This is a genomic window from Streptomyces sp. T12 (genome assembly GCF_028736035.1).
Taxonomy (GTDB): domain Bacteria; phylum Actinomycetota; class Actinomycetes; order Streptomycetales; family Streptomycetaceae; genus Streptomyces.
The window spans coordinates 5,974,579-5,999,567 of record NZ_CP117866.1 but is presented as its reverse complement, the minus strand read 5'-3'; the positions used below and the strand labels follow the sequence as shown (position 1 = coordinate 5,999,567).

Sequence of the window (24,989 nt, the reverse complement as noted above, 5' to 3'; positions counted from 1 at the left end):
ACAGCAACCGTCCGACTACTCTTCGTGAACATGAAAATTGCTTTCGTCGGGAAGGGCGGCAGCGGCAAGACCACCCTGTCCTCCCTGTTCGTCCGCCACCTCGCCGCCACCGGCGCGCCGGTCCTCGCCGTCGACGCCGACATCAACCAGCATCTGGGAGCCGCGCTCGGCCTCGACGAGGGGGAGGCCGCCGCACTGCCCGCGATGGGTGAGCGGCTGCCGCTGATCAAGGACTACCTGCGCGGCTCCAATCCGCGGATCGCCTCCGCCCAGACGATGATCAAGACGACGCCGCCCGGCGAGGGTTCGCGGCTGCTGCGGGTGCGCGAGAACAATCCGGTGTACGACGCCTGCGCCCGGCCGGTGGAACTCGACGGCGACGCCGTCCGTTTGATGGTCACCGGCCCCTTCACGGACTCCGATCTGGGAGTCGCCTGCTACCACTCCAAGACGGGGGCGGTGGAGCTGTTCCTGAACCACCTGGTGGACGGCCCCGACGAGTACGTCGTGGTCGACATGACGGCGGGCTCGGACTCCTTCGCCTCCGGCATGTTCACCCGCTTCGACATCACGTTCCTCGTCGCCGAGCCGACCCGGAAGGGGGTCTCCGTCTATCGCCAGTACAAGGAGTACGCCCGCGACTTCGGAGTCGTCCTGAAGGTCGTCGGCAACAAGGTGCAGGGACAGGACGACCTCGACTTCCTCCGCGCCGAGGTCGGGGACGACCTGCTGGCGACCGTCGGGCACTCGGACTGGGTGCGCGCCATGGAGAAGGACCGCCCGCCCCGGTTCGAGCTCCTGGAGGACGCGGGCCACCTCGCCCTGCGCCGGCTGCGCACGGCCGTGGACGCGACGTACGAGCTGCGGGACTGGGAGCGCTACACGCGCCAGATGGTGCACTTCCATCTGAAGAACGCCCGGTCCTGGGGAAACGAACGCACCGGGGCCGACCTGACGGCTCAGATCGACCCCGGGTTCGTGCTCGGTGAGGTACGCGGTGAGGTGCGCGGCGAGAGCGTCACCGGCCTGCGTGAGGGCAACTCGCCTCTGACTCCTACCGCTTGATCGCCGGCGCCCCGGGAACCCCCTTCGGGGCCGGGGCCGGGCGCCCGGAGAGGAAGGACGTCCAGCCCTGCTTCGGGGCCTCGCCGACCCCTAGCGTGCGCAGCTTCTTCAGGGCCGCCGGGTCCTGGGCGTCCAGCCAGTCGGCGAGCTGACGGAAGGAGACGCAGCGCACGTCGGGTTTGTTGCAGACGGCCTCGACGACGTCCTCGACGGCGCGCATGTAGGTGCCGCCGTTCCAGGACTCGAAGTGGTTGCCGATGATCAGGGGTGCCCGGTTGCCGTCGTAGGCCCGGCGAAAGCCCATCAGCAGGCCGTCCCGCATCTGGTCGCCCCAGAAGGCGTGCTTGGCGGGGTCGCCCTGGCTCGTGGTGCCCGACTGGTTGACCATGAAGTTGTAGTCCATGGTGAGCTGCTCGTAGGAGTGCCCGGGGAACGGCACGAGCTGCATCGACAGATCCCACAAGCCCCCCTTCTTCGCGGGCCAGAGCTGGTTGTTGACGCCGCTCGAGTCATAACGGAAGCCCATCTCGCGGGCGGCCCTGACGAAGTTCTTCCGGCCTTCCAGACAGGGCGTGCGGGCGCCGATGAGCTCCTTGTCGTAGTCGAAGGGCAGGGGGGCCGCCTCCGTCAGGCCGGTATTGGTCTTCCAGGACTTCACGAACCTCTTCGCCTGGGTGATCTCGTCCTTCCACTCCTCCACCGACCATTCGCCGACTCCGCCGCCGCTGCCGCAGAAGTGGCCGTTGAAGTGGGTGCCGATCTCATTGCCCTCGAGCCATGCCAGACGCAGTTGCTTCGCGGTGTCGGCGATGCCCTCCGCGTCGTTGAAGCCGATGTCCGAGCGGCCCGGGGAGTGCTGCGGGGGGCGATACAGGTCGCGCTTGTGGTCCGGCAGCATGTACACGCCGCTGAGGAAGTACGTCATCGTCGCGTTGTTCGCCTTGGCGACCTGGCGGAAGTGGGAGAACAGCTTCTGGCCGTCCTCGCCGGCGCCGTCCCAGGAGAACACCACGAACTGCGGGGGCTTCTGACCTGGCTTCAGGCGTTCGGGTCTGGCCAGGTGCGGCTGCACCCCCGTGTACGCGGTGGACCCGTCGCCGATCAGGCGGACCACGCTCTGCGGCGCGGGCGCCGCCGGCTGCGGCTTCTGCGGTCCGGACGCCCCGTGCCGGATCGGGTCGGTACCGGTCGCGCAACCGGCGAGCGATACGGCGCAGACCGCGGCGATCGCGGTACCCGCGGCGATCCGGTGCGTCACAACGATCCGGTGCGTCACGACGATCCGGTGCGTCACGGAAATCCTGCGGGGGGCGGCGAACCTGCGGGTGGCGGCCATCTTCCGTCCACCTTCTTCCTTCTCTCGGGTGCCGACGGCGCCGCCAAGGTCGCACGGGACCGAGAAGGAATTAGTACGACAAGCCGACTAATCAACCACTTCACTCTTCAGAGGGATTTATTAGTCCATTTGCTCGGAAAATCTATTCCGGTCCTTTACTCTGCATTACGATCCGTTTACCTACTGTTGATGCATCCCGCCGCTGCATGCCGTGACCACACGGCCGCGACCCGACCCTCGCCCCTGAGCGGGGGACCGCCAGATCCGCGACCGCGCTGCCCCGGAGGAGACGGGAATCATGTCTGCCTGCACCCCCACCCGCGCCGACGACCCACGTCGAGAGACGCGCATCCACGAGCCCCACAGCCCGCCCCCGGCCCGGCCACGCCGCTACCGCATCGCGGGCGCCGACCTATCGGCATCGATCGCGGTCTTCCTGATCGCGCTCCCCCTGTCCCTCGGCATCGCCCTGGCCACCGGCGCACCCCTCCAGGCCGGCCTGGTCGCCGCCGCCGTCGGGGGAATCGTCGCCGGATGGCTCGGCGGCTCCCCCCTCCAGGTCAGCGGCCCCGCCGCCGGGCTCACCGTCGTCACCGCCGACCTCATCCACCGCTACGGCTGGCGGACGACCTGCGCCATCACCGTCCTGGCCGGCCTCGCCCAACTGGGCCTGGGCTGCCTGCGCGTGGCCCGCAGCGCCCTCGCCGTCAGCCCCGCCATCGTGCACGGCATGCTCGCCGGCATCGGCGTCACCATCGCCGTGGCGCAGCTGCACATCGTCCTGGGCAGCACCCCGCAGAGCGCGGTCCTCGACAACCTCCGGGCGTTGCCCGCCCAGTTGGCGAACGTGCACCCGGCCGCCGTGTCGATGAGCGCGCTGACGCTGGCCCTGCTGCTGCTCTGGCCGCGGATCCCCGGCCGCGTCGGACGCCTCCTGCACAAGGTCCCCGCCGCACTCGTCGCCGTCACCGGCGCCACCGTCACCGCCTCGCTCACCGGGCTCACCCTGCCCAAGGTCGACCTGCCGTCCTGGAGCAGCCACGCCCTGGCCGGGCTCCCCGAGGGCCCGGTGCTCGGGCTCGCCGCCGCCGTGCTCACCATCACGCTGGTGTGCAGCGTGCAGTCACTGCTCGGCGCGGTCGCGGTGGACAAGCTGGTCGCCTCGCGCCCCGATCTGGTCGCCCCCCGCCCCGGCCAGCCCGCTCGCGTCAGCCGCTCCAATCTGGACTGCGAACTGCTCGGACAGGGCGCCGCGAACGTCGTCTCGGGCACGCTCGGAGGACTGCCCGTGGCCGGTGTGGCGGTGCGAAGTTCGGCGAATGTGCAAGCCGGTGCCGTGAGCCGGAACTCCACGATGCTGCACGGCGTTTTCGTAGTAGTCGCCGCACTGCTGATGGTCCCGATTCTGGAGCTCATCCCGCTGGCCTCACTCGCCGCCCTGGTGATGGCCGTCGGCATCCAGATGGTGTCCCTGCACCACATCCGCACGGTGACCCGCCACCGAGAGGTGCTGGTGTACGCCGTCACCACCCTCGGCGTGGTGCTCTTCGGCGTCCTGGAGGGCGTGGCGCTGGGGATCGCCATGGCCGTCACCGTCGCCCTGCACCGCCTCACCCGCACCCGGATCACACATGACGAGAAGGAAGGAGTCCATCACGTACATGTACGAGGACAGTTGACGTTCCTCGCGGTGCCACGGCTCAGCCGGACCCTGCATCTCGTACCCCAAGGCGCCGACGTCGTCGTGGAGTTGGACGGGTCGTTCATGGACCACGCGGCGTACGAGTCACTGCAGGACTGGCAGAACACGCACACCGCGCACGGCGGCTCCGTCGAGCTGATCGGCCGCAGGGCCGGGGTCCGGATCGGCGAGCCGACGGGACCGGTCGGCCTCCATCTCGACGCCGGGACGAGCACGGCCGAGTCGGCCGACTGCCGGTGCCACCCCTGGACGCCCTGGCGCAACCACCAGTGCGAGATCCCGGAGTCCGTCACATCCCAGGACGGACGCCCCGGCGAGGCGCGGGCGACCGCGTCCGGCGACGGCGAGACCGACAGGACCGGCGACACGCCCTTCGACACCGACGCCTCCAGCACCACGGGCGAGCTGGACACGGTAGGCGAGTCCGGCGGAGTCGACGGGCCCACCGGGTCCGGCCGCCCCGGCGGTAGCAGAGCCGACGGGTCCGGCGGAGCCGAGGGGAGCCGACCGAGCTCGCATCAACTGGCCCGCGGCATCAGCGCGTTCCAGCGCAACACCGCGCCGCTGATGCGGAGCGAGCTGGCGCGGCTGGCGCGGGAGGGGCAGCAGCCTTCCCAGCTGTTCCTGACCTGCGCAGACTCGCGGGTGGTCACGTCGATGATTACCTCCAGTGGTCCGGGCGACCTGTTCGTGGTGCGCAACGTCGGCAACCTCGTTCCGCTGCCCGGCCAGGAGAGCGGGGACGACTCGGTGGCGGCGGCGATCGAGTACGCGGTGGACGTGCTGCAGGTGCGGTCCATCACGGTGTGCGGGCACTCCGGGTGCGGGGCCATGCAGGCGCTGCTCAACTCCGAGCCCGGTGGTCCGCAGACCCCGCTGCGGCGGTGGCTGCGGCACGGGCTGCCGAGCCTGGAGCGGATGTCCGACGAGAGCCGGCCCTGGGCCAGACTCGCAGGGCGGGCGCCGGCCGACGCGGTCGAGCAGCTCTGCCTGACCAACGTGGTCCAGCAGTTGGAGCACCTGCGGGCCCACGAGTCCGTGGCCCAGGCCCTGCGGGCGGGGGCGCTGGAGCTGCACGGGATGTACTTCCACGTGGGCGAGGCACAGGCGTACCTGCTCGGGGAGGGGGACGAGGACGAGGTGTTCGACGACGTGGGAGTGGCGGATCTGTCGGCGTGACGCGGAGAGGTGCGCGCGGCCCCGTTCGGCGCGGGGCCGCGCTTCGTGTGCGGGGCCCGACAGCCCTGAACATGAGGAACGGCGTTTCACCTGCGCCGGGTCGGAGTGCGGAAGGGAATGTGAAAGGGATTACAGACCTGAACCGCGTCCGTCCGGCGTCCGTGGGAACGGATGACCCCGGCGTCGTAAGCGCCTCCGGGTCGCCCCCGGGGCCCACCCCCGCCGACAGGTCTAAACCAATTTTCCGTCGACCCTTGTCATCGGACCCCCGGGTCTGATGAGCTGTGGCCTGGGACACAACGGACACCCTGGGAAAGGGAGATGTCGTGAGCAACGAAAGCCTGGCCAACCTGCTGAAGGAAGAGCGCAGGTTCGCACCCCCCGCCGACCTGGCCTCCGACGCCAATGTCACGGCGGAGGCGTATGAGCAGGCCAAGGCTGACAGGCTCGGCTTCTGGGCCGAGCAGGCCCGTCGGCTGACCTGGGCCAAGGAGCCGACGGAGACGCTGGACTGGTCGAACCCGCCGTTCGCCAAGTGGTTCAAGGACGGCGAGCTGAACGTCGCGTACAACTGCGTGGACCGGCATGTGGAGGCAGGGCTCGGCGACCGGGTCGCCATCCACTTCGAGGGCGAGCCCGGTGACAGCCGCGCCCTCACCTACGCCGAGCTCAAGGACGAGGTCTCCAAGGCCGCCAACGCCCTGCTGGAGCTGGGCGTTCAGAAGGGCGACCGGGTCGCCGTCTACATGCCGATGATCCCCGAGACGGCGGTCGCGATGCTGGCCTGCGCCCGCATCGGCGCCGCGCACTCCGTCGTCTTCGGCGGCTTCTCGGCGGACGCCCTGGCCACCCGTATCCAGGACGCGGACGCCAAGGTCGTCATCACCTCCGACGGCGGCTACCGGCGCGGCAAGCCGGCCGCGCTCAAGCCGGCCGTCGACGAGGCGATCGGCAAGGTGGACAACGTCGAGCACGTGCTCGTCGTACGGCGCACCGGCCAGGACGTCGCCTGGGACGACAGCCGTGACGTGTGGTGGCACGAGATCGTCGAGCGGCAGTCCGCAGAGCACACCCCCGAGGCCTTCAACGCCGAGCAGCCGCTGTTCATCCTCTACACGTCCGGGACGACGGGTAAGCCGAAGGGCATCCTGCACACCTCCGGCGGCTACCTCACGCAGGCCGCGTACACCCACCACGCGGTCTTCGACCTCAAGCCGGAGACCGACGTCTACTGGTGCACCGCCGACGTCGGCTGGGTCACCGGCCACTCGTACATCGTGTACGGGCCGCTGGCGAACGGCGCGACGCAGGTCATGTACGAGGGCACGCCGGACACGCCGCACCAGGGCCGCTTCTGGGAGATCGTGCAGAAGTACGGGGTGACCATCCTGTACACGGCGCCGACCGCGATCCGTACGTTCATGAAGTGGGGCGACGACATCCCCGCGAAGTTCGACCTCAGCAGCCTGCGGGTGCTGGGTTCCGTGGGCGAGCCGATCAACCCCGAGGCGTGGATCTGGTATCGCAAGCACATCGGGGCCGACCGGACGCCGATCGTGGACACCTGGTGGCAGACCGAGACGGGCGCGATGATGATCTCCCCGCTCCCGGGCGTCACCGCGACCAAGCCGGGTTCCGCGCAGACGCCGCTGCCCGGCATCGCCGCGACCGTCGTCGACGACGAGGCGAACGAGGTGCCCAACGGCGGTGGCGGCTACCTGGTCCTGACCGAGCCGTGGCCGTCGATGCTGCGCACCATCTGGGGCGACGACCAGCGGTTCCTCGACACCTACTGGTCACGCTTCGAGGGCAAGTACTTCGCCGGTGACGGGGCGAAGAAGGACGAGGACGGCGACATCTGGCTGCTGGGCCGCGTCGACGACGTCATGCTCGTGTCGGGGCACAACATCTCCACCACGGAGGTCGAGTCGGCCCTGGTCTCCCACCCGTCCGTCGCCGAGGCGGCCGTGGTCGGCGCCGCCGACGAGACCACCGGGCAGGCCATCGTCGCCTTCGTCATCCTGCGCGGCACAGCGAACGCCGAGGACGAGGGCCTCGTCAACGAGCTGCGAGGCCACGTCGGCGCCACCCTCGGCCCGATCGCCAAGCCCAAGCGGATCCTGCCGGTGGCCGAGCTGCCCAAGACCCGCTCCGGCAAGATCATGCGCCGTCTGCTGCGGGACGTCGCCGAGAACCGCCAGCTCGGTGACGTGACGACGCTGACCGACTCGACGGTCATGGACCTCATCCAGGCCAAGCTCCCCGCCGCACCCAGCGAGGACTGATTACGGCCGAGACTGAGTACGGCCGAGACTGAATTCGGCCGAGACTGAATTCGGCCGAGACTGAATTCGGCCGAGACTGAATTCGGCCGAGACTGAATTCGGCCATCGAGGGCACCCGGCGACCAGCGCGCCGGGTGCCCTTCGCTTACGTACGGTGGAGATCGACGGATGCAGCCCGGCGCGTTCTTAGGTAAACTAATCAAAACAACTTCACCCTGAGGTGCGCCGGGAAGTCTGGTCGGCATGTGCTTTGTCCTGCCCACCGACCGGAGGTCTCCCCCGTGGCCGCGCCCCGCACCACCACCCCCGCCCGCAAGGTCTTCGGACGGCTGTCCCTGCCCGAGCGGAACTTCGTCGCGGAGGCGCTGCGCACCGAGACCGTCGGTGGCGTGCTCCTACTCATCGCCGCGATCGCCGCGCTGGTCTGGGCGAACGTACCCGCACTGCACGACAGCTACGAGAGCGTCGGCCACTTCCACCTCGGCCCCGAGGCCCTCGGCCTGAACCTGTCCATCGAGCACTGGGCCGCCGACGGGCTCCTCGCGATCTTCTTCTTCGTCGCCGGGATCGAGCTCAAGCGTGAGCTGGTCGCCGGCGATCTCAAGGACCCCAAGGCGGCCGCACTGCCGGTCGTGGCCGCGCTGTGCGGGATGGCGGTGCCCGCGCTCGTCTACACGCTGACCAATGTCACCGGGGGTGGTTCGTCGGCGGGCTGGGCCGTCCCGACCGCCACCGACATCGCCTTCGCGCTCGCCGTCCTGGCCGTCATCGGCACCTCCCTGCCCAGCGCCCTGCGCGCCTTCCTGCTCACGCTCGCCGTCGTCGACGACCTCTTCGCGATCCTGATCATCGCGATCTTCTTCACCGACCGGATCAACTTCGCCGCGCTAGGCGGCGCGGTCGTCGGCCTCGCCGTCTTCTGGCTGCTGCTGAGGAAGGGCGTACGGGGGTGGTACGTGTACGTCCCGCTCGCCCTCGTCATCTGGGGGCTGATGTACAACAGCGGCGTCCACGCCACCATCGCCGGCGTGGCGATGGGTCTGATGCTGCGCTGCACTCGGCACGAGGACGAGCCGCACTCCCCCGGTGAGCACATCGAGCACCTCGTACGTCCCCTGTCGGCGGGCCTGGCCGTGCCGCTGTTCGCGCTGTTCAGCGCCGGTGTGGCCATCTCCGGCAGCGCGCTCGGCGATGTGTTCGCCCAGCCGGAGACGCTCGGTGTCGTCCTCGGCCTTCTCGTCGGCAAGACGGTCGGCATCTTCGGCGGTACGTGGCTGACGGCACGTTTCACCAGGGCCTCGCTCAGCGACGACCTGGAGTGGGCGGACGTGTTCGCCGTCGCGACCCTCGCCGGCATCGGCTTCACCGTCTCGCTGCTCATCGGCGAGCTCGCCTTCGAGGGCGACGCCGCGATGACCGACGAGATCAAGGCGGCCGTACTCGTCGGCTCCCTCGCCGCGGCGACCCTGGCGACGGTGCTGCTGAAGATACGGAACGCCAAGTACCGCAGGATGGTCGAGGCCGAGGAGCGCGACGAGGACGCGGACGGCATTCCGGACATCTACGAGGAGGACACGCCGGAGTACCACCTGCGGATGGCCGCCATCCACGAGCGCAAGGCCGCCGAGCACCGCCGTATCGCCGAGGAGCAGACCGCAGCACGCCACGCGCTTGCCGAAGTGGCGGGCGGGGCAAGCGAGGAGGAGCACCGTCGGGCATGATCTGACGGGACGGTACAAAAGACGGAACCGTACGCAGTCAGGCAGAAGACGGAACCGTAACTACGAGGGAGACCGCGATGAGCGCACCCGACGGCAGCCCGGTCGGCGCCGAACGCAGCATCGGCCAGCTGTTCGCCTCGGCGACGACCGAGATGTCGGCACTGGTGCACGACGAGATCGCACTGGCGAAAGCGCAGCTCAAGCAGGACGTCAAGCGCGGCGCGACGAGCGGCGGCGCGTTCACGCTGGCCGGCGCGGTGCTGGTGTTCTCCCTGCCGATGCTGAACTTCGCCCTGGCGTACGGCATTCGGACGTGGACCGACTGGAACCTCGCGATCTGCTTCGTTCTGTCCTTCGCGGCGAACGTCCTCGTCGCCGGGGTCCTCGCGCTGATCGGCGTCGTCTTCGCGAAGAAGGCCAAGAAGAGCAAGGGTCCGCAGAAGGTCGCCGCCTCGGTGAAGGAGACGGCGGGCGTCCTGCAGAAGGCCAAGCCGCATCCCCGTCCGGCCCCGGCGACGAGGCCGGAGCTGGAGGACCGGGCGCCCGCGGCCATCGAGGCTGTGGCACGCTCGTCGTCATGACGGATCCCGCCACCCCTTCGGCCCAACCTGCCTCAGTCGTACGACTGGATGGTCCCTGGACACACAGGGACGTGGCCGCCAATGGTGCGCGCTTCCACATCACGGAGATGGGCGACGGCCCGCTGGTGCTGCTGCTGCACGGCTTCCCGCAGTTCTGGTGGACCTGGCGGCACCAGCTCGTCGCCCTCTCCGACGCGGGCTTCAGGGCCGTCGCGATGGACCTCAGGGGCGTCGGCGGCAGCGACCGTACGCCGCGCGGTTACGACCCGGCCAACCTCGCCCTCGACATCACCGGCGTGATCCGCTCGCTCGGCGAGCCCGATGCCGCACTGGTCGGCCACGACCTGGGCGGATACCTGGCGTGGACGGCGGCCGTGATGCGCCCCAAGCTCGTACGGCGGCTCGCGGTCGCGTCCATGCCGCACCCCCGGCGCTGGCGCTCGGCGATGCTCTCGGACGTCAAGCAGACGGGTGCGAGTTCCTATATCTGGGGGTTTCAGCGGCCCTGGATTCCCGAGCGGCAGCTGACGGCGGACGACGGGGCACTCGTCGGCCGCCTGGTCCGCGACTGGTCGGGCCCGCGCCTGCCGGACGACGAGGCCGTGGAGACGTACCGCCGCGCGATGTGCATCCCGTCGACGGCGCACTGCTCGATCGAGCCGTACCGCTGGATGGTGCGCTCGCTGGCCCGCCCCGACGGCATCCAGTTCAACCGCCGCATGAAGCGACCGGTGCGCGTCCCGACGCTGCACTTGCACGGCTCCCTCGACCCCGTGATGCGCACGCGCAGCGCGGCCGGCTCGGGCGAGTACGTCGAAGCGCCGTACCGCTGGCGGCTGTTCGACGGGCTCGGGCACTTCCCGCACGAGGAAGACCCGGTCGCTTTCTCCACGGAACTGATCAACTGGCTGAAAGACCCCGAACCCGATCGGTGACCGCGCCGATGCGCCCGGTATCCGGAACTGAACACGTGTCCCACGAACAGCCAATTGCCCGGCGCATAGGCCAATTGGGGGCCCTGGGGGCGGTTATCGACCTTGGGGCAGGGGCAGACGTCGGGGTATGGGCTGGACGCACGACTACAGTGACGCAGCACGCAATCGCCGCTCGGCCGGCGGGCTGAGCTCCCACCAGCGAGGCAGCGCCCCGCAGATGCAGGGCGAAGACCCCCGGGTGGGCATTCCGCGCATTCTGCGCCGCCGGGCCCGCTGGGTCTCGGTGCGCCTGCGCCACCCGCGCGGCTGACCTCGACCGACCGTCAGAGCGCGCAGCTGTCGCTGTCCACCTGCTGGTTGGCGGTACGCCCCTTGACGATGTCCTCCTGGATCTCGTCCGCGGTGAGCGCGTAGCCGGTGTCGGCGTCGTCGAGGGACTTGGCGAAGACCACGCCGTACACCTTGCCCTCGGGCGTGAGCAGCGGGCCGCCGGAGTTGCCCTGGCGGACGGTCGCGTACAGCGAGTAGACATCACGGTGCACGGTGCCGCGGTGATAGATGTCCGGGCCGTTGGCCGGCAGGCGCCCGCGCACTCGCGCGGCACGCACGTCGTACGAGCCGTTCTCCGGGAAGCCCGCGATGATCGCGCTGTCGCCGCTCTCGGCGTCGGTCGCCGTGAACTGCAGAGCGGGCGCCTTCAGGTTCGGCACGTCGAGCACGGCGATGTCGCGCTCCCAGTCGTACAGGACGACCGTCGCGTCGTACCTCTTGCCCTCACCGCCTATCTGGACGGTGGGTTCGTCGACGCCGCCGACGACATGGGCGTTGGTCATGACGCGGCGGTCGGCGAAGACGAAGCCGGTGCCCTCCAGGACCTTGCCGCAACTCGTCGCCGTGCCCATGACCTTGACGATGGAGCGCTGGGCGCGGGTCGCCACCGGACTGTTGGCCAGGGCCGGGTCGGGCGGCGCGACCTCCTTGATCGGCTCGTTGGCGAACGGGCTGAAGACCTGAGGGAAGCCGTTCTGCGCCAGGAACGAGGTGTAGTCCTTGAACCAGGTGTCGGCCTCGTCGGGCAGGGCCTCGGAAACGCCCAGCAGCACCTTGGAGCTGCGGACCTCCTTGCCCATCCCCGGCAGTGTGGTCTGCCCGAGGGCGGAGCCGATGAGCCAGGCCACCAGCAGCATGGCGAGGACGTTGACGAGGGCGCCGCCGGTCGCGTCCAGGGCGCGGGCCGGGGACCAAGTGATGTAACGGCGCAGCTTGTTGCCGAGGTGGGTGGTCAGGGCCTGGCCGACGGAGGCGCAGATGATGACGACGACGACCGCGACCACGGCGGCGGCCGTGCTCACCTCCGCGTTGTCGGTCAGGGCGTCCCAGATGACCGGAAGGAGGTACACGGCCACGAGGCCACCGCCGAGAAAACCGATCACCGAGAGGATGCCGACGACGAAGCCCTGGCGATAGCCCACGATCGCGAACCACAAGGCGGCGACCAGCAACAGGATGTCCACCACGTTCACTGCTTCAGGCCTCGCCTCGTCACTTTCCGATCACCACAGAACGGCCGGGGGGACCCAGGTCAGGCGCACCCCGGCCAACACAGCACGGCAGACACCCTGTCATGACCGCCAGTCGAGCGGGACCTGCTTCCCCCGGTCCCAAGGTCGCTCCCAGCCCGAGAAATGGAGCAGACGGTCGATGATCCCGGCCGTGAAGCCCCAGACCAGGGCCGATTCGACCAGAAATGCCGGACCTCGGTGGCCGCTGGGGTGGACGGTCGTGGCGCGGTTGTCCGGATTCGTGAGATCCGCCACGGGGACGGTGAAGACGCGCGCCGTCTCGTTCTGATCGACGGCGTCGACCGGACTCGGCTCGCGCCACCAGCCCAGCACGGGCGTCACGACGAAGCCGCTGACCGGGATGTACAGCTTGGGCAGCACGCCGAAGAGCTGGACGCCGCCCGGATCGAGCCCGGTCTCCTCCTCGGCCTCGCGCAGAGCGGCCCGCAGCGGCCCGTCGGCCTTCGGGTCACCGTCCTCGGGGTCGAGGGCGCCGCCCGGGAAGGAGGGCTGGCCGGCGTGCGAACGCAGTGAGCTGGCCCGCTCCATGAGCAGCAGCTCGGGCCCGCGCTCACCCTCGCCGAAGAGGATCAGTACGGCGGACTGGCGCCCCGCGCCGCTCTCCGGCGGCAGGAAGCGGCTCAGCTGCAGTGGCTCGACCGTCTCCACGACCCGCACCACCGGCTCCAGCCAGGCCGGCAGCCCGTCCTTGCTCAGCACCACCGGCCCGTCCTGCGTACCACTCGCGCGCGTCATCGCCACCCCCGTCGTCCTGCCGATTCCAACGCCCGACGACACCTGGATCGTTCCGCCCCGGCTGTACGACCACACGCTGACCAGCACCCGGACCGTTCCGCCCGGACCGTACGGCCGCGTCGCGGCGCCCCGGCCACTCCGGTTCCCACCGTCATCCGGCCCCCAGGGGCGGGGCCGGCTTGCCGCCCGCGTCCAGGTAGGACTGCGGAGGCTTGAGGCGTTGGCCGGGGAAGCCGCCCTTCTCGTACTTGAGGAGCTTCTTCGCCTTCTCCGGGTCCGTCTCGCCCTCGCCGTACGCCGGGCAGAGCGGCGCGATGGGGCAGGCGCCGCACGCGGGCTTGCGGGCGTGGCAGATACGGCGGCCGTGCCAGATCACGTGGTGCGAGAGATCCGTCCAGTCGCTCTTGGGGAACAGCGCGCCGATCTCGGCCTCGATCTTGTCGGGGTCGGTCTGCTCGGTCCACTGCCAGCGCCGCACCAGCCGCTGGAAGTGCGTGTCCACGGTGATGCCGGGGTGGCCGAAGGCGTTGCCGAGGACGACGAAGGCCGTCTTGCGGCCGACGCCGGGCAGCTTGACCAGGTCCTCGAGGCGGCCCGGGACCTCACCGCCGTGGTTCTCCACCAGCGACTTCGACAGGCCCATGACCGACTTGGTCTTGGCCCGGAAGAAACCGCACGGACGGAGGATCTCCTCGACCTCCTCGGGGTTGGCGGCGGCCAGGTCCTCGGGAGTGGGGTACTTGCCGAACAGCGCGGGAGTCGTCTGGTTGACGCGCAGGTCGGTGGTCTGGGCGGACAGGACGGTGGCGACCAGGAGCTGGAAGGGGTTGTCGAAGTCCAGCTCGGGGTGGGCGTACGGGAAGACCTCGGCAAGCTCGCGGTTGATACGGCGGGCTCGGCGCACGAGGGCGGTGCGGGACTCGGCCGTGGGGGGCTTCGGAGTGACGGTTTTGACGGGGGAAGCGCCCTTTACTGCGGCGGTGGCCTTTATCGGGGCGATGGCAGGTTTCTTGGTGATCGCCTTCTTTGTGGACACCTTTTGCGCAACCGCCGACTTCTTCGCAGGCGAGGCCTTCTTCCCGGCCGCCGTCTTCTTCACAGGCGTCGTCTTCTTCGCGGCCACCGACTTCTTCACCGCCGCTTTCTCGCCACTCGCCGACGCCTCACCCGGCGCCCCTTTCGCCGCTTTTGCCGTTTTCCCTCCGCCACCGGGGACCTGTTCGCCCACAGCGGAATCGCGACGTACAACCACCCGCCCAGCCCCCTTGGCCTGTGCTCTCACCGGCGATTTGGACACCCGGCCAGCCTAAAGCCCGACACTGACATCCGCCCCGGACCCTGAAGATCGGCCCCCAATTGGACCCCTGCCGCTTACCTCGGGACACCTGTGCGGCATCCTTGTGACAGATCACACTGTTTGGACCGTCCGGCAAAATGGGGAACACGGTCCCCTGGTACGCGGGGGAGCCATCCCCTGAGCAGGTCGACAAGGAGAGAACTCGTGGACGACGTTCTGCGGCGCAACCCGCTCTTCGCGGCGCTCGATGACGAGCAGTCCGCGGAGCTCCGCGCCTCCATGAGTGAGGTGACCCTCGCACGCGGTGACTCCCTGTTCCACGAGGGCGACCCCGGTGACCGGCTCTACGTCGTCACCGAGGGCAAGGTGAAGCTCCACCGCACCTCACCCGACGGCCGCGAGAACATGCTGGCCGTCGTCGGCCCCGGCGAGCTCATCGGCGAGCTGTCCCTCTTCGACCCGGGCCCGCGCACGGCGACCGCCACCGCGCTGACCGAGGTCAAGCTGCTGGGCCTCGGCCACGGCGACCTCCAGCCCTGGCTGAACGCCCGCCCCGAGGTGGCCACCGCGCTGCTGCGCGCCGTCGCGCGCCGTCTGCGCCGCACCAACGACGCGATGTCCGACCTCGTCTTCTCGGACGTCCCCGGTCGTGTGGCCCGCGCGCTCCTCGACCTCTCCCGCCGCTTCGGCGTGCAGTCCGAAGAGGGCATCCACGTCGTCCACGACCTCACCCAGGAGGAGCTGGCCCAGCTGGTCGGCGCCTCCCGCGAGACGGTCAACAAGGCGCTGGCCGACTTCGCGCAGCGTGGGTGGCTCCGCCTGGAGGCGCGTGCGGTGATCCTGCTCGACGTGGAGCGGCTGGCCAAGCGGTCGCGCTAGGCGCTTTCCAGCCACGCGTCCGGTCAGCGTCCAGTCATACGACGCCGGGGTCCCGTCTCACTGCGAGGCGGGACCCCGCTGCGTTCGGCCACCCCTCGAACATCCACGCACCAAGAGATAGCCTCCGCCCATGGCAAACGGGCAGTGGTACCCACCGGAGTGGCCGGACCGCATCCGTGCGCTCGCGGAAGGAAGCCTCACCCCCGTCGTTCCGAAGCGGGCGGCGACGGTCATGCTGCTCAGGGACACCGGCTCCGGCCCGGCCGTGCACATGCTGCGCCGCCGCGCCTCCATGGCCTTCGCCGGCGGGGCCTACGCCTACCCGGGCGGCGGCGTCGATCCCCGCGACGAGCATCGGATCCGCTGGGCGGGCCCCACGCGCGCGTGGTGGGCGCAGAGGCTCGGCGTCGATGAGGCGGCGGCGCAGGCGATCGTCTGTGCGGCCGTACGGGAGACGTACGAGGAGGCGGGTGTCCTGCTCGCCGGGCCCACCGACGATTCCGTCGTCGGCGACACCACCGGCGAGGACTGGGAGGCCGACCGCGCCGGCTTGGTCGCCCGGGACCTGTCGTTCGCCGAGTTCCTGGACCGTCGGGGGCTGGCCCTCCGCTCGGACCTCCTGGGCGCCTGGACCCGCTGGATCACCCCGGAGTTCGAGCCCCGCCGCTACGACACGTGGTTCTTCGTCGCCGCCCTCCCGGAGGGTCAGCGCACCCGCAACGCCTCCACCGAGGCCGACCGTACGGTGTGGATCCGGCCCGCCGACGCCGCCGCCTCGTACGACAAGGGCGAGCTGCTGATGATGCCGCCCACCATCGCGACCCTGCGCCAGCTGACCTCCTACGACAGCGCCGCCCACGCCCTCGCCGCCGCCCCCGACCGGGACCTGACCGCCGTACTGGCCCAGGCCCGCCTCGATGACGGCGCGATCGTGCTCTCCTGGCCGGGACACGACGAGTTCACCAAGCACATCCCGTCCGGCGGAGCCCCCGCATGACCCTCCCCGCCGTCCCCGCCGTCCCCGCCGTCCCCGCCGTCCCCGCAGTCCCCGCAGTCCCCGCAGTCCCCGCAGTCCCCGCAGTCCCCGCAGTCCCCGCAGTCCCCGCAGTCCCCGCAACGCCCTCAGCCCCGGAAGGCCCCTTCGTATGACGGACGCAGCAGCCCTCCCCGGCCAGCCGCGAGGCGGGGTCCTCTCCGGCCCCGCCACCCCCCGCGCCGTCAACGTCCTCGCGCCCAACCCCTCCGCGATGACCCTGGACGGCACCAACACCTGGCTCCTGGCCGAGCCGGACTCCGACCTCGCCGTCGTCGTCGACCCGGGCCCGCTGGACGAGGGACACCTGCGCAACGTCATCGACACGGCCGAGAAGTCCGGCAAGCGCGTCGCCCTGACCCTGCTCACACACGGCCACCCGGACCACGCCGAGGGCGCCGTCCGCTTCGCCGAGCTGACCGGCACGCGCGTGCGTGCCCTCGACCCGGCGCTACGGCTGGGCGACGAGGGGCTGGCTGCCGGGGACGTGGTGACCGTCGGCGGCCTGGAGCTGCGGGTCGTACCGACCCCCGGCCACACCGCCGACTCCCTCTCCTTCCACCTCCCGGCCGACCGCGCCGTCCTGACCGGCGACACGATCCTGGGCCGCGGCACGACGGTCGTGGCGCACCCCGACGGCCGCCTGGGCGACTACCTGGACTCGCTGCGGCGGCTCAGGTCGCTCACGGTCGACGACGGCGTGCACACCGTCCTCCCCGGCCACGGCCCGGTCCTGGAGGACGCCCAGGGCGCCGTCGAGTTCTACCTCGCCCACCGTGCCCACCGCCTCGCCCAGGTCGAGACGGCCGTCGAGGACGGCTACGGCACGCCGGCCGAGGTCGTCGCCCACGTGTACGCGGACGTGGACCGCTCCTTGTGGCCGGCGGCGGAACTGTCGGTGCGGGCGCAGCTGGACTACCTGGAGGAGCACGGCCTCATCTAGCCCGTGACTACGCCTCCCGGGGCCGCGGCGCTTTGACCCCGTGCACGCGCGCGTACTCGTCCACGAGCCACGGCCCGAGGTCCTCGACGTACGACCGGAGGATGCCCGCGTCGCCCGTCGGCTCGTACCCGAGCCCGGCCGCCACCCGCATCTGCTCGGCCTGTGCCGGGTAGTACGACGCGAAGGCCCCCGCCATCTCCCGCAGATCGCTGGTCCACCCGCCCCAGCGGGGCATGACGAGGGTGAACCCTGTCCGCACCAGACGCCGCGACATGAACCGCACGAGCGGCCTTCGTGCGTCCTCGCTGTCGTCGGCGTCGGCGATCCGCTCGCGCCACCGAGGCAGCAGGAGGCCAAGATCGCCGTTGGTCTCGCGCGCGAGCAGCGTGTCGGGGCGGTAGCGCGGCAGATATTCGGCGAGGTCCTCCCCCAGCAGAGGCGTACAGAGGCAGGCGACGAACCACCCGAGGTCGTACGTCTCCAGGTCGCTCAGCAGCCTCCTGCGACTGTCCAGCAGCGTCCCGGCCCCGTCGATCTGCGCGAACTCCTTGTCCAGCGCCTCGTCGAGCACGCGCGCGTCCGCCCGGTCCGCCTCGGTCGGCTCCGCGCGCAGGGCGACCAGCAGATCCAGGTCGCTGCGCCCCACGCGCGCGGTGCCGCGCGGAATCGAGCCGTAGAGGTAGGCGCTGTGCATCCGCGCCCCGAACACATCCAGCAGGCCGTCGCGCGCGGCGGCGACGACCGGCCGGAAGTCGTGGGGAACGCGCGCGAGGGAGCCTTCGCGCGCGATGTACCCCTGAGCGTCGAGCCCTCTGCGGAGAGCGATTTCGGCCATGGGGCCACTGTGCCCTGCCGGGAGGCACGGGGGCGGCTCATTTTTTACGGCTGGGACAGGCCGCCGCCCCCACCACCAAAGGCCTACGCCTCCGTCAGCTCCACCTGGACCTCGACCTCCACCGGCGCGTCCAGCGGAAGCACGGCCACGCCCACCGCGCTGCGCGCGTGGACGCCCTTGTCGCCGAGGACCTCGGCCAGGAGTTCGCTCGCGCCGTTGATGACGCCCGGTTGGCCGGTGAAGTCCGAGGCCGAGGCCACGAAGCCCACCACCTTCACCACGCGCGCGATGCGGTCCAGGTCGCCCGCGACGGACTTGACGGCGGCCAGTGCGTTCAGCGCGCACGTACGCGCCAGTTCCTTGGCCTCCTCCGGCGTCACCTCCGCGCCCACCTTGCCGGTGACCGGAAGCTTGCCCTGCACCATGGGGAGCTGGCCGGCGGTGTAGACGTACACGCCCGACTGCACGGCCGGCTGGTACGCGGCCAGCGGAGGCACGACCTCCGGGAGCGTCAGGCCCAGCTCGGCAAGCTTCGCCTCGACGGCGCTCATGCCTGCCTCTCCCGCTTCAGGTAGGCCACGAGCTGCTCGGGGTTGTTCGGCCCGGGCACGACCTGGACGAGCTCCCAGCCGTCCTCGCCCCAGGTGTCCAAAATCTGCTTCGTGGCGTGGACGAGCAGCGGCACGGTTGCGTATTCCCACTTGGTCATGTGGCCGACTTTATCCGCTGCCGGCCGGGCGCCTAGCTTTGCCGGCTGTTCGATTGCGGGCGCAAGGAGCTTCGGTGGACGTGGTGCGGGTCATGGAGTCGTTGGCCGAGCAGGGGGTCACGGTCCTGTTCAAGGCTGATGCCGAACGCATGCGCGAGGGCAGGAAGCCATGGACGTTCGTCGCGAGCGGAGCCCCGTTCCACGAGGACCTGCTCGTGCGCACGGACGCTGTCTCCGTCCAGGCATGCCTGGACGTCTGCTTGCCACGGCTGCGCGAGTTCGGCCTGGTTGTCCCGGAATGAGGGCTCGGGCTTCTGCGACTACGCGGCGGCCGACTTGAGTTTTCCCGGCGCCCACAAGACCGCCACCACGCGTCACGGGCCTCACCACTCGAACACCCCGGTGATCCCACCCGGAGCCACCGGTGTGCCCAAGAAGGAATTAGGCTCGAAGGCGTGAGCAGGCTCCAGGTCGTCAGCGGCAAGGGCGGGACCGGAAAGACCACGGTCGCCGCCGCGCTCGCGCTCGCTCTCGCCACCGAGGGGAAGCGGACGCTTCTCGTCGAGGTCGAGGGCAGGCAGGGCATCGCGCAGCTCTTCGAGACAGAGGCGCTGCCCTATGAGGAGCGGAAGATCGCCGTCGCTCCAGGGGGCGGGGAGGTGTACGCCCTCGCCATCGACCCCGAACTGGCCCTTCTGGACTACCTCCAGATGTTCTACAAGATGGGCGGCGCCGGCCGGGCACTGAAGAAGCTCGGCGCCATCGACTTCGCCACCACCATCGCGCCGGGGCTGAGGGACGTCCTTCTGACCGGCAAGGCGTGTGAGGCCGTGCGGCGCAAGGAGAAGAGCGGGCGGTTCGTCTACGACTACGTCGTGATGGACGCGCCGCCCACCGGGCGCATCACGCGCTTCCTGAACGTCAACGACGAGGTGGCGGGGCTCGCCAGGATCGGGCCGATACACAATCAGGCGCAGGCCGTGATGCGGGTGCTGAAGTCGGCGGAGACGGCCGTGCACCTGGTGACGCTGCTGGAGGAGATGCCCGTCCAGGAGACCGCGGACGGGATCGCCGAGCTGCGCGGGGCGCGGCTGCCGGTGGGGCGGATCATCGTGAACATGGTGCGGCCCGAGGTGTTGGACGCGACCGACCTGGAACTCGTCCGCAGTGTGCCGCGCGCCGCCGTGGCCAAGTCGCTGTCCTCGGCCGGGCTCGGCGGGGCGCGGCGCGGCGGGAACGCCGCGCGGCTGGTGGACCCGCTGCGGGCGCAGGCCGACGAGTACGCCGAGCGGCACGCGCTGGAGTACGAGCAGCGGGCGGTCCTTCAGGAGTTGGGGCTGCCGGTGCACGAACTGCCCCTGCTGTCCGAGGGCATGGATCTGGCGGGCCTGTACGAACTCGCGGGCGAACTGCGGGAACAGGGCCAGTCATGAGTCCGTTCTCAAGGCAGGGGCAGTGCGCGGCACGCCGGGAGCGGCCCGTCGTACGGCGGGACCGGCGCGCCGTACGTCAAGAGCGTCAGCGTCGGAAGCAGGGGATGTCATGAGCCGTCCGGAAGCCGCCCACGCGCACGACGCCGCACGTCAGCATCCCCCTCACCTCTCCCCCGCGCGCGTGCTCGACCTCGACCCGCTGCTCGACGACCCGGGCACCCGCATCGTGGTGTGCTGCGGCTCGGGCGGCGTCGGCAAGACCACGACCGCGGCGGCGCTGGGGCTGCGGGCCGCCGAGCGGGGGCGGAAAGTGGTCGTGCTGACCATCGACCCGGCCCGCCGGCTCGCCCAGTCCATGGGCATCGACTCGCTGGACAACACCCCGCGCCGGGTGAAGGGCGTCGAGGGCGTCGGCGAGCTGCACGCGATGATGCTCGACATGAAGCGCACCTTCGACGAGATCGTCGAGGCGCACGCGGACCCCGAGCGGGCGGCCGCGATCCTGGGCAACCCCTTCTACCAGTCGCTCTCGGCGGGCTTCGCGGGCACGCAGGAGTACATGGCGATGGAGAAGCTGGGGCAGCTGCGGGCCAGGGACGAGTGGGACCTCATCGTCGTCGACACGCCCCCGTCCCGCTCGGCGCTGGACTTCCTGGACGCGCCCAAGCGGCTCGGGTCGTTCCTGGACGGCAAGCTGATCCGCGTACTGCTGGCCCCGGCGAAGGTCGGCGGGCGCGCGGGGATGAAGTTCCTGAACGTCGGCATGTCGATGATGACGGGAGCGCTCGGCAAGCTGCTCGGCGGGCAGTTGCTGAAGGACGTACAGACCTTCGTGGCGGCCATGGACTCGATGTTCGGCGGTTTCCGTACGCGCGCGGACGCGACGTACAAGCTGCTGCAGGCGCCCGGCACGGCGTTCCTGGTGGTGGCGGCGCCGGAGCGGGACGCGCTGCGCGAGGCCGCGTACTTCGTGGAGCGGCTGGCCGCCGAGGACATGCCGCTCGCCGGTCTGGTGCTCAACCGGGTCCACGGCAGCGGCGCCGACCGGCTGTCCGCCGAGCGGGCGCTCGCCGCCGCGGAAAATCTTGAAGAGCCCCGCATTGTGGATCAGGACGGCGGGAAAGCTGGACTTCGTAACTCCCCCGACACGTACGACAGTTCAGAATCGGCCGCTTCCGAGGCACCGGCTCCTGACGAAGGCTCCCCCGCCGTCACGGACACGGAGCGAACCGCAGCCACGGACGAGCCACAGCCCGACACCCCGCATCTGGAGCGGTCCGTGGACCAGCTCACGGCAGGCCTGTTGAGGCTGCACGCCGAGCGGATGCAGTTGCTCTCCCGCGAGCAGCGCACGCGTGACCGCTTCACCGCGCTCCACCCCGAGGTGGCGGTGGCCGAAGTGGCCGCGCTGCCCGGCGATGTGCATGACCTCATGGGCCTGCGGGACATCGGAAACCGGCTCGCGGCCAATCGGCCGGAGCTGCCTGATCCCGCGGTCGGCGCCTGAGGGAGTCCTCTCGGGCCCGCCCGAGGGCAGACCCTGTCCGCAGTGTGCGGGAGACCTCGTGGGCCCCCTCAGCTCACCGCCGCGAAGTTCTCGTACACCTCGTCGTCGTCGAGCGGCAGGATGCCCGCCCCGCGCTCGTACTCCGTACGCGCCGTCTCCAGCAGCCGGCGCCACGAGGTGACGGTCGGCCGCCTGCGCAGCAGTGCGCGGCGCTCCCGCTCCGTCATGCCTCCCCACACGCCGAACTCGACGCGGTTGTCCAGCGCGTCGGCCAGGCACTCCGTGCGCACCGGGCATCCGGTGCACACCGCCTTGGCCCTGTTCTGCGCTGCTCCCTGAACGAACAGTTCATCCGGATCGGTAGTGCGGCAGGCCGCCTGCGCACTCCAGTCGACTACCCAGCCCATACCGGCGCCGTCCTCTCCCGAATCGAGGCTCCCCCACGGCGGCAGCGGCATATTCACCGCCGCCAGTTGAGGACGTTACGGAAGGTGGGCACAGCGCAACACCCCCTTCGGGCCCAATCTTGAATGGCCCGAACGGACTATGCGTAAGCGGCAGATCACCCGGGGGAGTGAGCTGGCGACATGCGTGACTTTCCCGGCAAACCGGGACAGTTCAGTTGAGTCACAACGGACGCCGGATGACACACAAGGCGGATTCGGACACGCGCCCACCAAAAAAGTGGGGAACCTCCGCAACGATTCGGGGTCGCCGGACGTATTGATACGTGGCCGCACTGCTGTGACAGTTGAGAGCAGCTTAGGCCAAGGCCTGCGCGCCTGTCCGGGAAACGGGAAGGTGGACGCCTGACTTTGCCGTGCCATGGCTCACGTCGGCTCACCGTGCCCATCGCACGCTCCCGCACGGTCGGCCCTCGGTTCGCTCATCTCTACGGTTTAGGCTGCCCCCATGCCAAACAAGCGCTCAGGCGGTGGTCTGTCGGCCACTCAGCAGGCCGCCAAGTTCCTCGGTGTCAGTGTGCTCGCGGGAGCCGTGCTGGCCGGCATCGCGCTGCCCGCCGTCGGCGCGCTGGGACTTGCCGCCAAGGGATCGGTCGAGAGTTTCGACGAGCTCCCGGCCAACCTCAAGACCCCGCCGCTGAGCCAGCGCACCACGATCCTGGACGCCAAGGGCGGCACGATCGCCACGGTGTACTCGCGCGACCGCACGGTGGTCGACCTCAAGGACATCTCGCCGTACATGCAGAAGGCGATCGTCGCGATCGAGGACGCCCGCTTCTACCAGCACGGCGCGGTCGACCTGAAGGGCGTCCTGCGTGCCCTCAACCGCAACGCCCAGAGCGGCGGCGTCAGCGAGGGCGCGTCCACGCTCACGCAGCAGTACGTGAAGAACGTCTTCGTCGAGGAGGCCGGCGACGACCCGACGAAGGTCGCGCAGGCCACCCAGCAGACCATCGGCCGCAAGATCAAGGAGCTGAAGTACGCGATCCAGGTCGAGGAGGAGCTCGGCAAGAAGAAGATCCTCGAGAACTACCTGAACATCACGTTCTTCGGCCAGCAGGCGTACGGCGTCGAGGCCGCCGCCCACCGCTACTTCTCCAAGTCCGCCAAGGACCTCAAGCTCCAGGAAGCCGCGCTGCTCGCCGGCATCGTCCAGTCGCCCAGCCGCTACGACCCGGTCAACGACGAGGCCGAGGCCACCAAGCGGCGCAACACCGTCCTGCAGCGCATGGCCGACCTCGGCGACGTCTCCCAGGCGGAGGCCGACAAGGCCAAGGAGACCCCGCTCGGTCTGAAGGTCAGCAAGCCCAAGAACGGCTGCATCACCGCGGCCAAGGGCGCCAGCTTCTTCTGCAAGTACGTCGAGAAGGTCTTCAAGAGCGACCCGGTCTTCGGCAAGAACCGTGAGGCCCGCGCCAAGATCTGGAACCAGGGCGGCCTGACCATCACGACGACCCTCGACCCGCAGGCCCAGGACTCGGTCCAGGCCTCGCTCAAGGACCACGTCAACCAGACGGACAAGGTCGCGGCCGCGGCCACCCTGGTCGAGCCCGGCACCGGCAAGATCCTCGGCATGGGCCAGTCGAAGCCGTACGGCTACGGCAAGAACGAGACCGAGCTCAACTACTCGGTCGACTCGGCGTACGGCGGTTCCAACTTCGGCTTCCCGACCGGTTCGACGTTCAAGCCGTTCGTGGCGGCGGCCGCGCTGGAGGAGGGCCGGCCGCCGACGCAGGAGTACTCGTCACCGTACGAGATGGCGTACCCGAGCCCGGTCCAGACGTGCGAGAGCACGCCGTGGACCAACCGCAACAACGAGAAGCTGGAGAACGAGAGCAAGTCGGAGCACGGCCCCTACCGCCTGAAGAAGGCGATGGAGCTGTCGGTCAACACCTACTTCGTGCAGATGATCGCCGACATCGGTCTGTGCCCGGTGGTCAACATCACCGACAAGCTCCAGGTCCGCCAGGGCAACGGCACCAAGCTCCCCGAGCGCCCCGCCATCGCCCTCGGCTCGGTCGGCCTCTCCCCCCTGACAATGGCGAGCGCGTACGCCGCCTTCGCCTCCCGCGGCATGTACTGCACGCCGATCGCCATCGAGTCGATCTCGCAGAAGGTCGGCGGCAAGCAGCAGTCGCTGGAGGTGCCGAAGTCGACGTGCTCGCGGGCGATGTCCGAGCAGACCGCGGACACCATCAACAACCTGCTGCAGGGCGTGGTCGACTCCGGTACGGGCAAGGAGGCCGGTCTCACCGACCGCGACAGCGCCGGTAAGACGGGTACGACGGACGAGCGCCGCAACGCCTGGTTCGTCGGCTACACGCCGAACCTCTCGGGCGCCGTCTGGGTCGGCAGTGCCACCCAGAAGGTCAAGATGCGCAACATCTACATCGGCGGCGAGTTCCACGACCTGGTCTACGGCGGCCGGGTCCCCGGCCCGATCTGGCGGGACGCCATGACCGGCGCCCTCGAGGGCAAGCCCGTCGAGCAGTTCAACTTCGTCCGCATCCCCGACGACGAAGACCGTGACCGGGGTGACGGAGACGGCGACGACAACGGGAACCAGAACGGCGGCAACGACGGGGACAACGGCGACGACAACCTGATCGGCGGCCTGGTCGGCGGCGGAAACACCGGCGGCACGGACGGCGGCACGTTCCCGAGTCCGACCTTCTCGATCCCCGAGGGCTGGTGGCAGGGCCAGACGAACGGGAACGGCAACGGCGGACGCGGCTGACGCGGTGCCCCCTTGAGACAGGGACGGTCC

At 70.0% G+C, this 24,989-nt stretch carries 22 protein-coding genes; 14 read left to right on the top strand and 8 right to left on the bottom strand.

Annotation, left to right across the window (positions count from 1 at the left end; genetic code table 11):
- The first annotated feature begins 30 nt into the window (after positions 1-30).
- Entirely contained in the window at positions 31-1,065 is a 1,035-nt protein-coding gene (locus PBV52_RS27070) for an ATP-binding protein (RefSeq protein ID WP_274241661.1), read from the top strand.
- Here PBV52_RS27070 and PBV52_RS27065 read toward each other — a convergent pair.
- A complete protein-coding gene (locus tag PBV52_RS27065) occupies positions 1,055-2,329 on the bottom strand; it encodes a hypothetical protein (protein ID WP_274249599.1) in 1,275 nt (424 codons plus the stop codon). The genes PBV52_RS27070 and PBV52_RS27065 overlap by 11 nt on opposite strands.
- Before the next feature lie 370 nt (positions 2,330-2,699).
- Between PBV52_RS27065 and PBV52_RS27060 the strand changes: the two genes are divergently transcribed.
- From PBV52_RS27060 to PBV52_RS27035, 6 genes are all read left to right on the top strand, one after another.
- Complete coding sequence (locus PBV52_RS27060; protein WP_274241660.1) at positions 2,700-5,282, top strand: bifunctional SulP family inorganic anion transporter/carbonic anhydrase; 2,583 nt, start codon at positions 2,700-2,702, stop codon at positions 5,280-5,282.
- Positions 5,283-5,566: 284 nt separating this feature from the next.
- The gene (gene acs, locus PBV52_RS27055; protein ID WP_274241659.1) at positions 5,567-7,567 is read left to right on the top strand and encodes an acetate--CoA ligase; all 2,001 of its coding nucleotides are present in this window, start codon (positions 5,567-5,569) and stop codon (positions 7,565-7,567) included.
- A gap of 281 nt (positions 7,568-7,848) precedes the next feature.
- Complete coding sequence (gene nhaA / locus PBV52_RS27050) at positions 7,849-9,288, top strand: Na+/H+ antiporter NhaA (protein WP_274241658.1); 1,440 nt, start codon at positions 7,849-7,851, stop codon at positions 9,286-9,288.
- 77 nt (positions 9,289-9,365) lie between these two features.
- Positions 9,366-9,869: a phage holin family protein gene (locus tag PBV52_RS27045; RefSeq protein ID WP_274241656.1), complete on the top strand. Its 504-nt coding sequence runs from the start codon at positions 9,366-9,368 to the stop codon at positions 9,867-9,869.
- Positions 9,866-10,804 (top strand): alpha/beta fold hydrolase, encoded by a 939-nt coding sequence (locus PBV52_RS27040; protein WP_274241655.1) that lies wholly within the window; start codon positions 9,866-9,868, stop codon positions 10,802-10,804. Before PBV52_RS27045 ends, PBV52_RS27040 begins: the two co-directional genes overlap by 4 nt.
- A gap of 127 nt (positions 10,805-10,931) precedes the next feature.
- Positions 10,932-11,114: a hypothetical protein gene (locus PBV52_RS27035; protein ID WP_274241654.1), complete on the top strand. Its 183-nt coding sequence runs from the start codon at positions 10,932-10,934 to the stop codon at positions 11,112-11,114.
- 13 nt (positions 11,115-11,127) lie between these two features.
- Here the strand turns inward: PBV52_RS27035 and PBV52_RS27030 are convergent, their stop codons facing one another.
- The 3 genes from PBV52_RS27030 to nth form a co-directional block, all read right to left on the bottom strand.
- The gene (locus tag PBV52_RS27030; protein ID WP_274241653.1) at positions 11,128-12,327 is read right to left on the bottom strand and encodes a MarP family serine protease; all 1,200 of its coding nucleotides are present in this window, start codon (positions 12,325-12,327) and stop codon (positions 11,128-11,130) included.
- Positions 12,328-12,426: 99 nt separating this feature from the next.
- Positions 12,427-13,122 (bottom strand): CoA pyrophosphatase, encoded by a 696-nt coding sequence (locus PBV52_RS27025; RefSeq protein WP_274241651.1) that lies wholly within the window; start codon positions 13,120-13,122, stop codon positions 12,427-12,429.
- Between the two features lie 151 nt (positions 13,123-13,273).
- Entirely contained in the window at positions 13,274-14,257 is a 984-nt protein-coding gene (gene nth / locus PBV52_RS27020) for an endonuclease III (protein ID WP_274241650.1), read from the bottom strand.
- Between the two features lie 366 nt (positions 14,258-14,623).
- On the opposite strand from nth, the gene PBV52_RS27015 reads away from it, so the two are divergent.
- The 3 genes from PBV52_RS27015 (at position 14,624) to PBV52_RS27005 (ending at position 17,274) form a co-directional block, all read left to right on the top strand.
- The gene (locus tag PBV52_RS27015) at positions 14,624-15,298 is read left to right on the top strand and encodes a Crp/Fnr family transcriptional regulator (RefSeq protein WP_015658871.1); all 675 of its coding nucleotides are present in this window, start codon (positions 14,624-14,626) and stop codon (positions 15,296-15,298) included.
- Positions 15,299-15,428: 130 nt separating this feature from the next.
- Entirely contained in the window at positions 15,429-16,295 is an 867-nt protein-coding gene (locus PBV52_RS27010) for an NUDIX domain-containing protein (RefSeq protein ID WP_274241647.1), read from the top strand.
- Between the two features lie 148 nt (positions 16,296-16,443).
- On the top strand, positions 16,444-17,274 hold the full coding sequence (locus PBV52_RS27005) for an MBL fold metallo-hydrolase (RefSeq protein ID WP_274241645.1): 831 nt from the start codon (positions 16,444-16,446) through the stop codon (positions 17,272-17,274).
- A gap of 7 nt (positions 17,275-17,281) precedes the next feature.
- Here PBV52_RS27005 and PBV52_RS27000 read toward each other — a convergent pair whose 3' ends face one another.
- The 3 genes from PBV52_RS27000 to PBV52_RS26990 all read right to left on the bottom strand — a co-directional run bounded on the left by PBV52_RS27000 (position 17,282) and on the right by PBV52_RS26990 (position 18,818).
- Entirely contained in the window at positions 17,282-18,109 is an 828-nt protein-coding gene (locus PBV52_RS27000; protein WP_274241644.1) for a nucleotidyltransferase domain-containing protein, read from the bottom strand.
- An 83-nt stretch (positions 18,110-18,192) separates the two neighbouring features.
- Positions 18,193-18,660, bottom strand: coding sequence for a RidA family protein (locus tag PBV52_RS26995; RefSeq protein ID WP_274241643.1), 468 nt, complete (start codon positions 18,658-18,660; stop codon positions 18,193-18,195).
- Positions 18,657-18,818: a DUF4177 domain-containing protein gene (locus PBV52_RS26990; RefSeq protein ID WP_010986011.1), complete on the bottom strand. Its 162-nt coding sequence runs from the start codon at positions 18,816-18,818 to the stop codon at positions 18,657-18,659. The genes PBV52_RS26995 and PBV52_RS26990 overlap by 4 nt, the downstream gene beginning before the upstream one ends.
- A gap of 74 nt (positions 18,819-18,892) precedes the next feature.
- Here PBV52_RS26990 and PBV52_RS26985 point away from each other — a divergent pair, with 74 nt between their 5' ends.
- From PBV52_RS26985 to PBV52_RS26975, 3 genes are all read left to right on the top strand, one after another.
- Positions 18,893-19,120, top strand: a complete 228-nt coding sequence (locus PBV52_RS26985; protein WP_274241641.1) for a hypothetical protein — start codon at positions 18,893-18,895, stop codon at positions 19,118-19,120.
- 153 nt (positions 19,121-19,273) lie between these two features.
- On the top strand, positions 19,274-20,251 hold the full coding sequence (locus PBV52_RS26980) for an ArsA-related P-loop ATPase (protein WP_274241639.1): 978 nt from the start codon (positions 19,274-19,276) through the stop codon (positions 20,249-20,251).
- 109 nt (positions 20,252-20,360) lie between these two features.
- Positions 20,361-21,758 (top strand): ArsA family ATPase, encoded by a 1,398-nt coding sequence (locus PBV52_RS26975; RefSeq protein ID WP_274241637.1) that lies wholly within the window; start codon positions 20,361-20,363, stop codon positions 21,756-21,758.
- Positions 21,759-21,826: 68 nt separating this feature from the next.
- Here the strand turns inward: PBV52_RS26975 and wblA are convergent, their stop codons facing one another.
- Complete coding sequence (wblA, locus tag PBV52_RS26970) at positions 21,827-22,165, bottom strand: transcriptional regulator WblA (protein ID WP_274241636.1); 339 nt, start codon at positions 22,163-22,165, stop codon at positions 21,827-21,829.
- 505 nt (positions 22,166-22,670) lie between these two features.
- Between wblA and PBV52_RS26965 the strand changes: the two genes are divergently transcribed.
- Positions 22,671-24,959, top strand: coding sequence for a transglycosylase domain-containing protein (locus tag PBV52_RS26965; protein WP_274241635.1), 2,289 nt, complete (start codon positions 22,671-22,673; stop codon positions 24,957-24,959).
- Positions 24,960-24,989 lie beyond the last annotated feature (30 nt).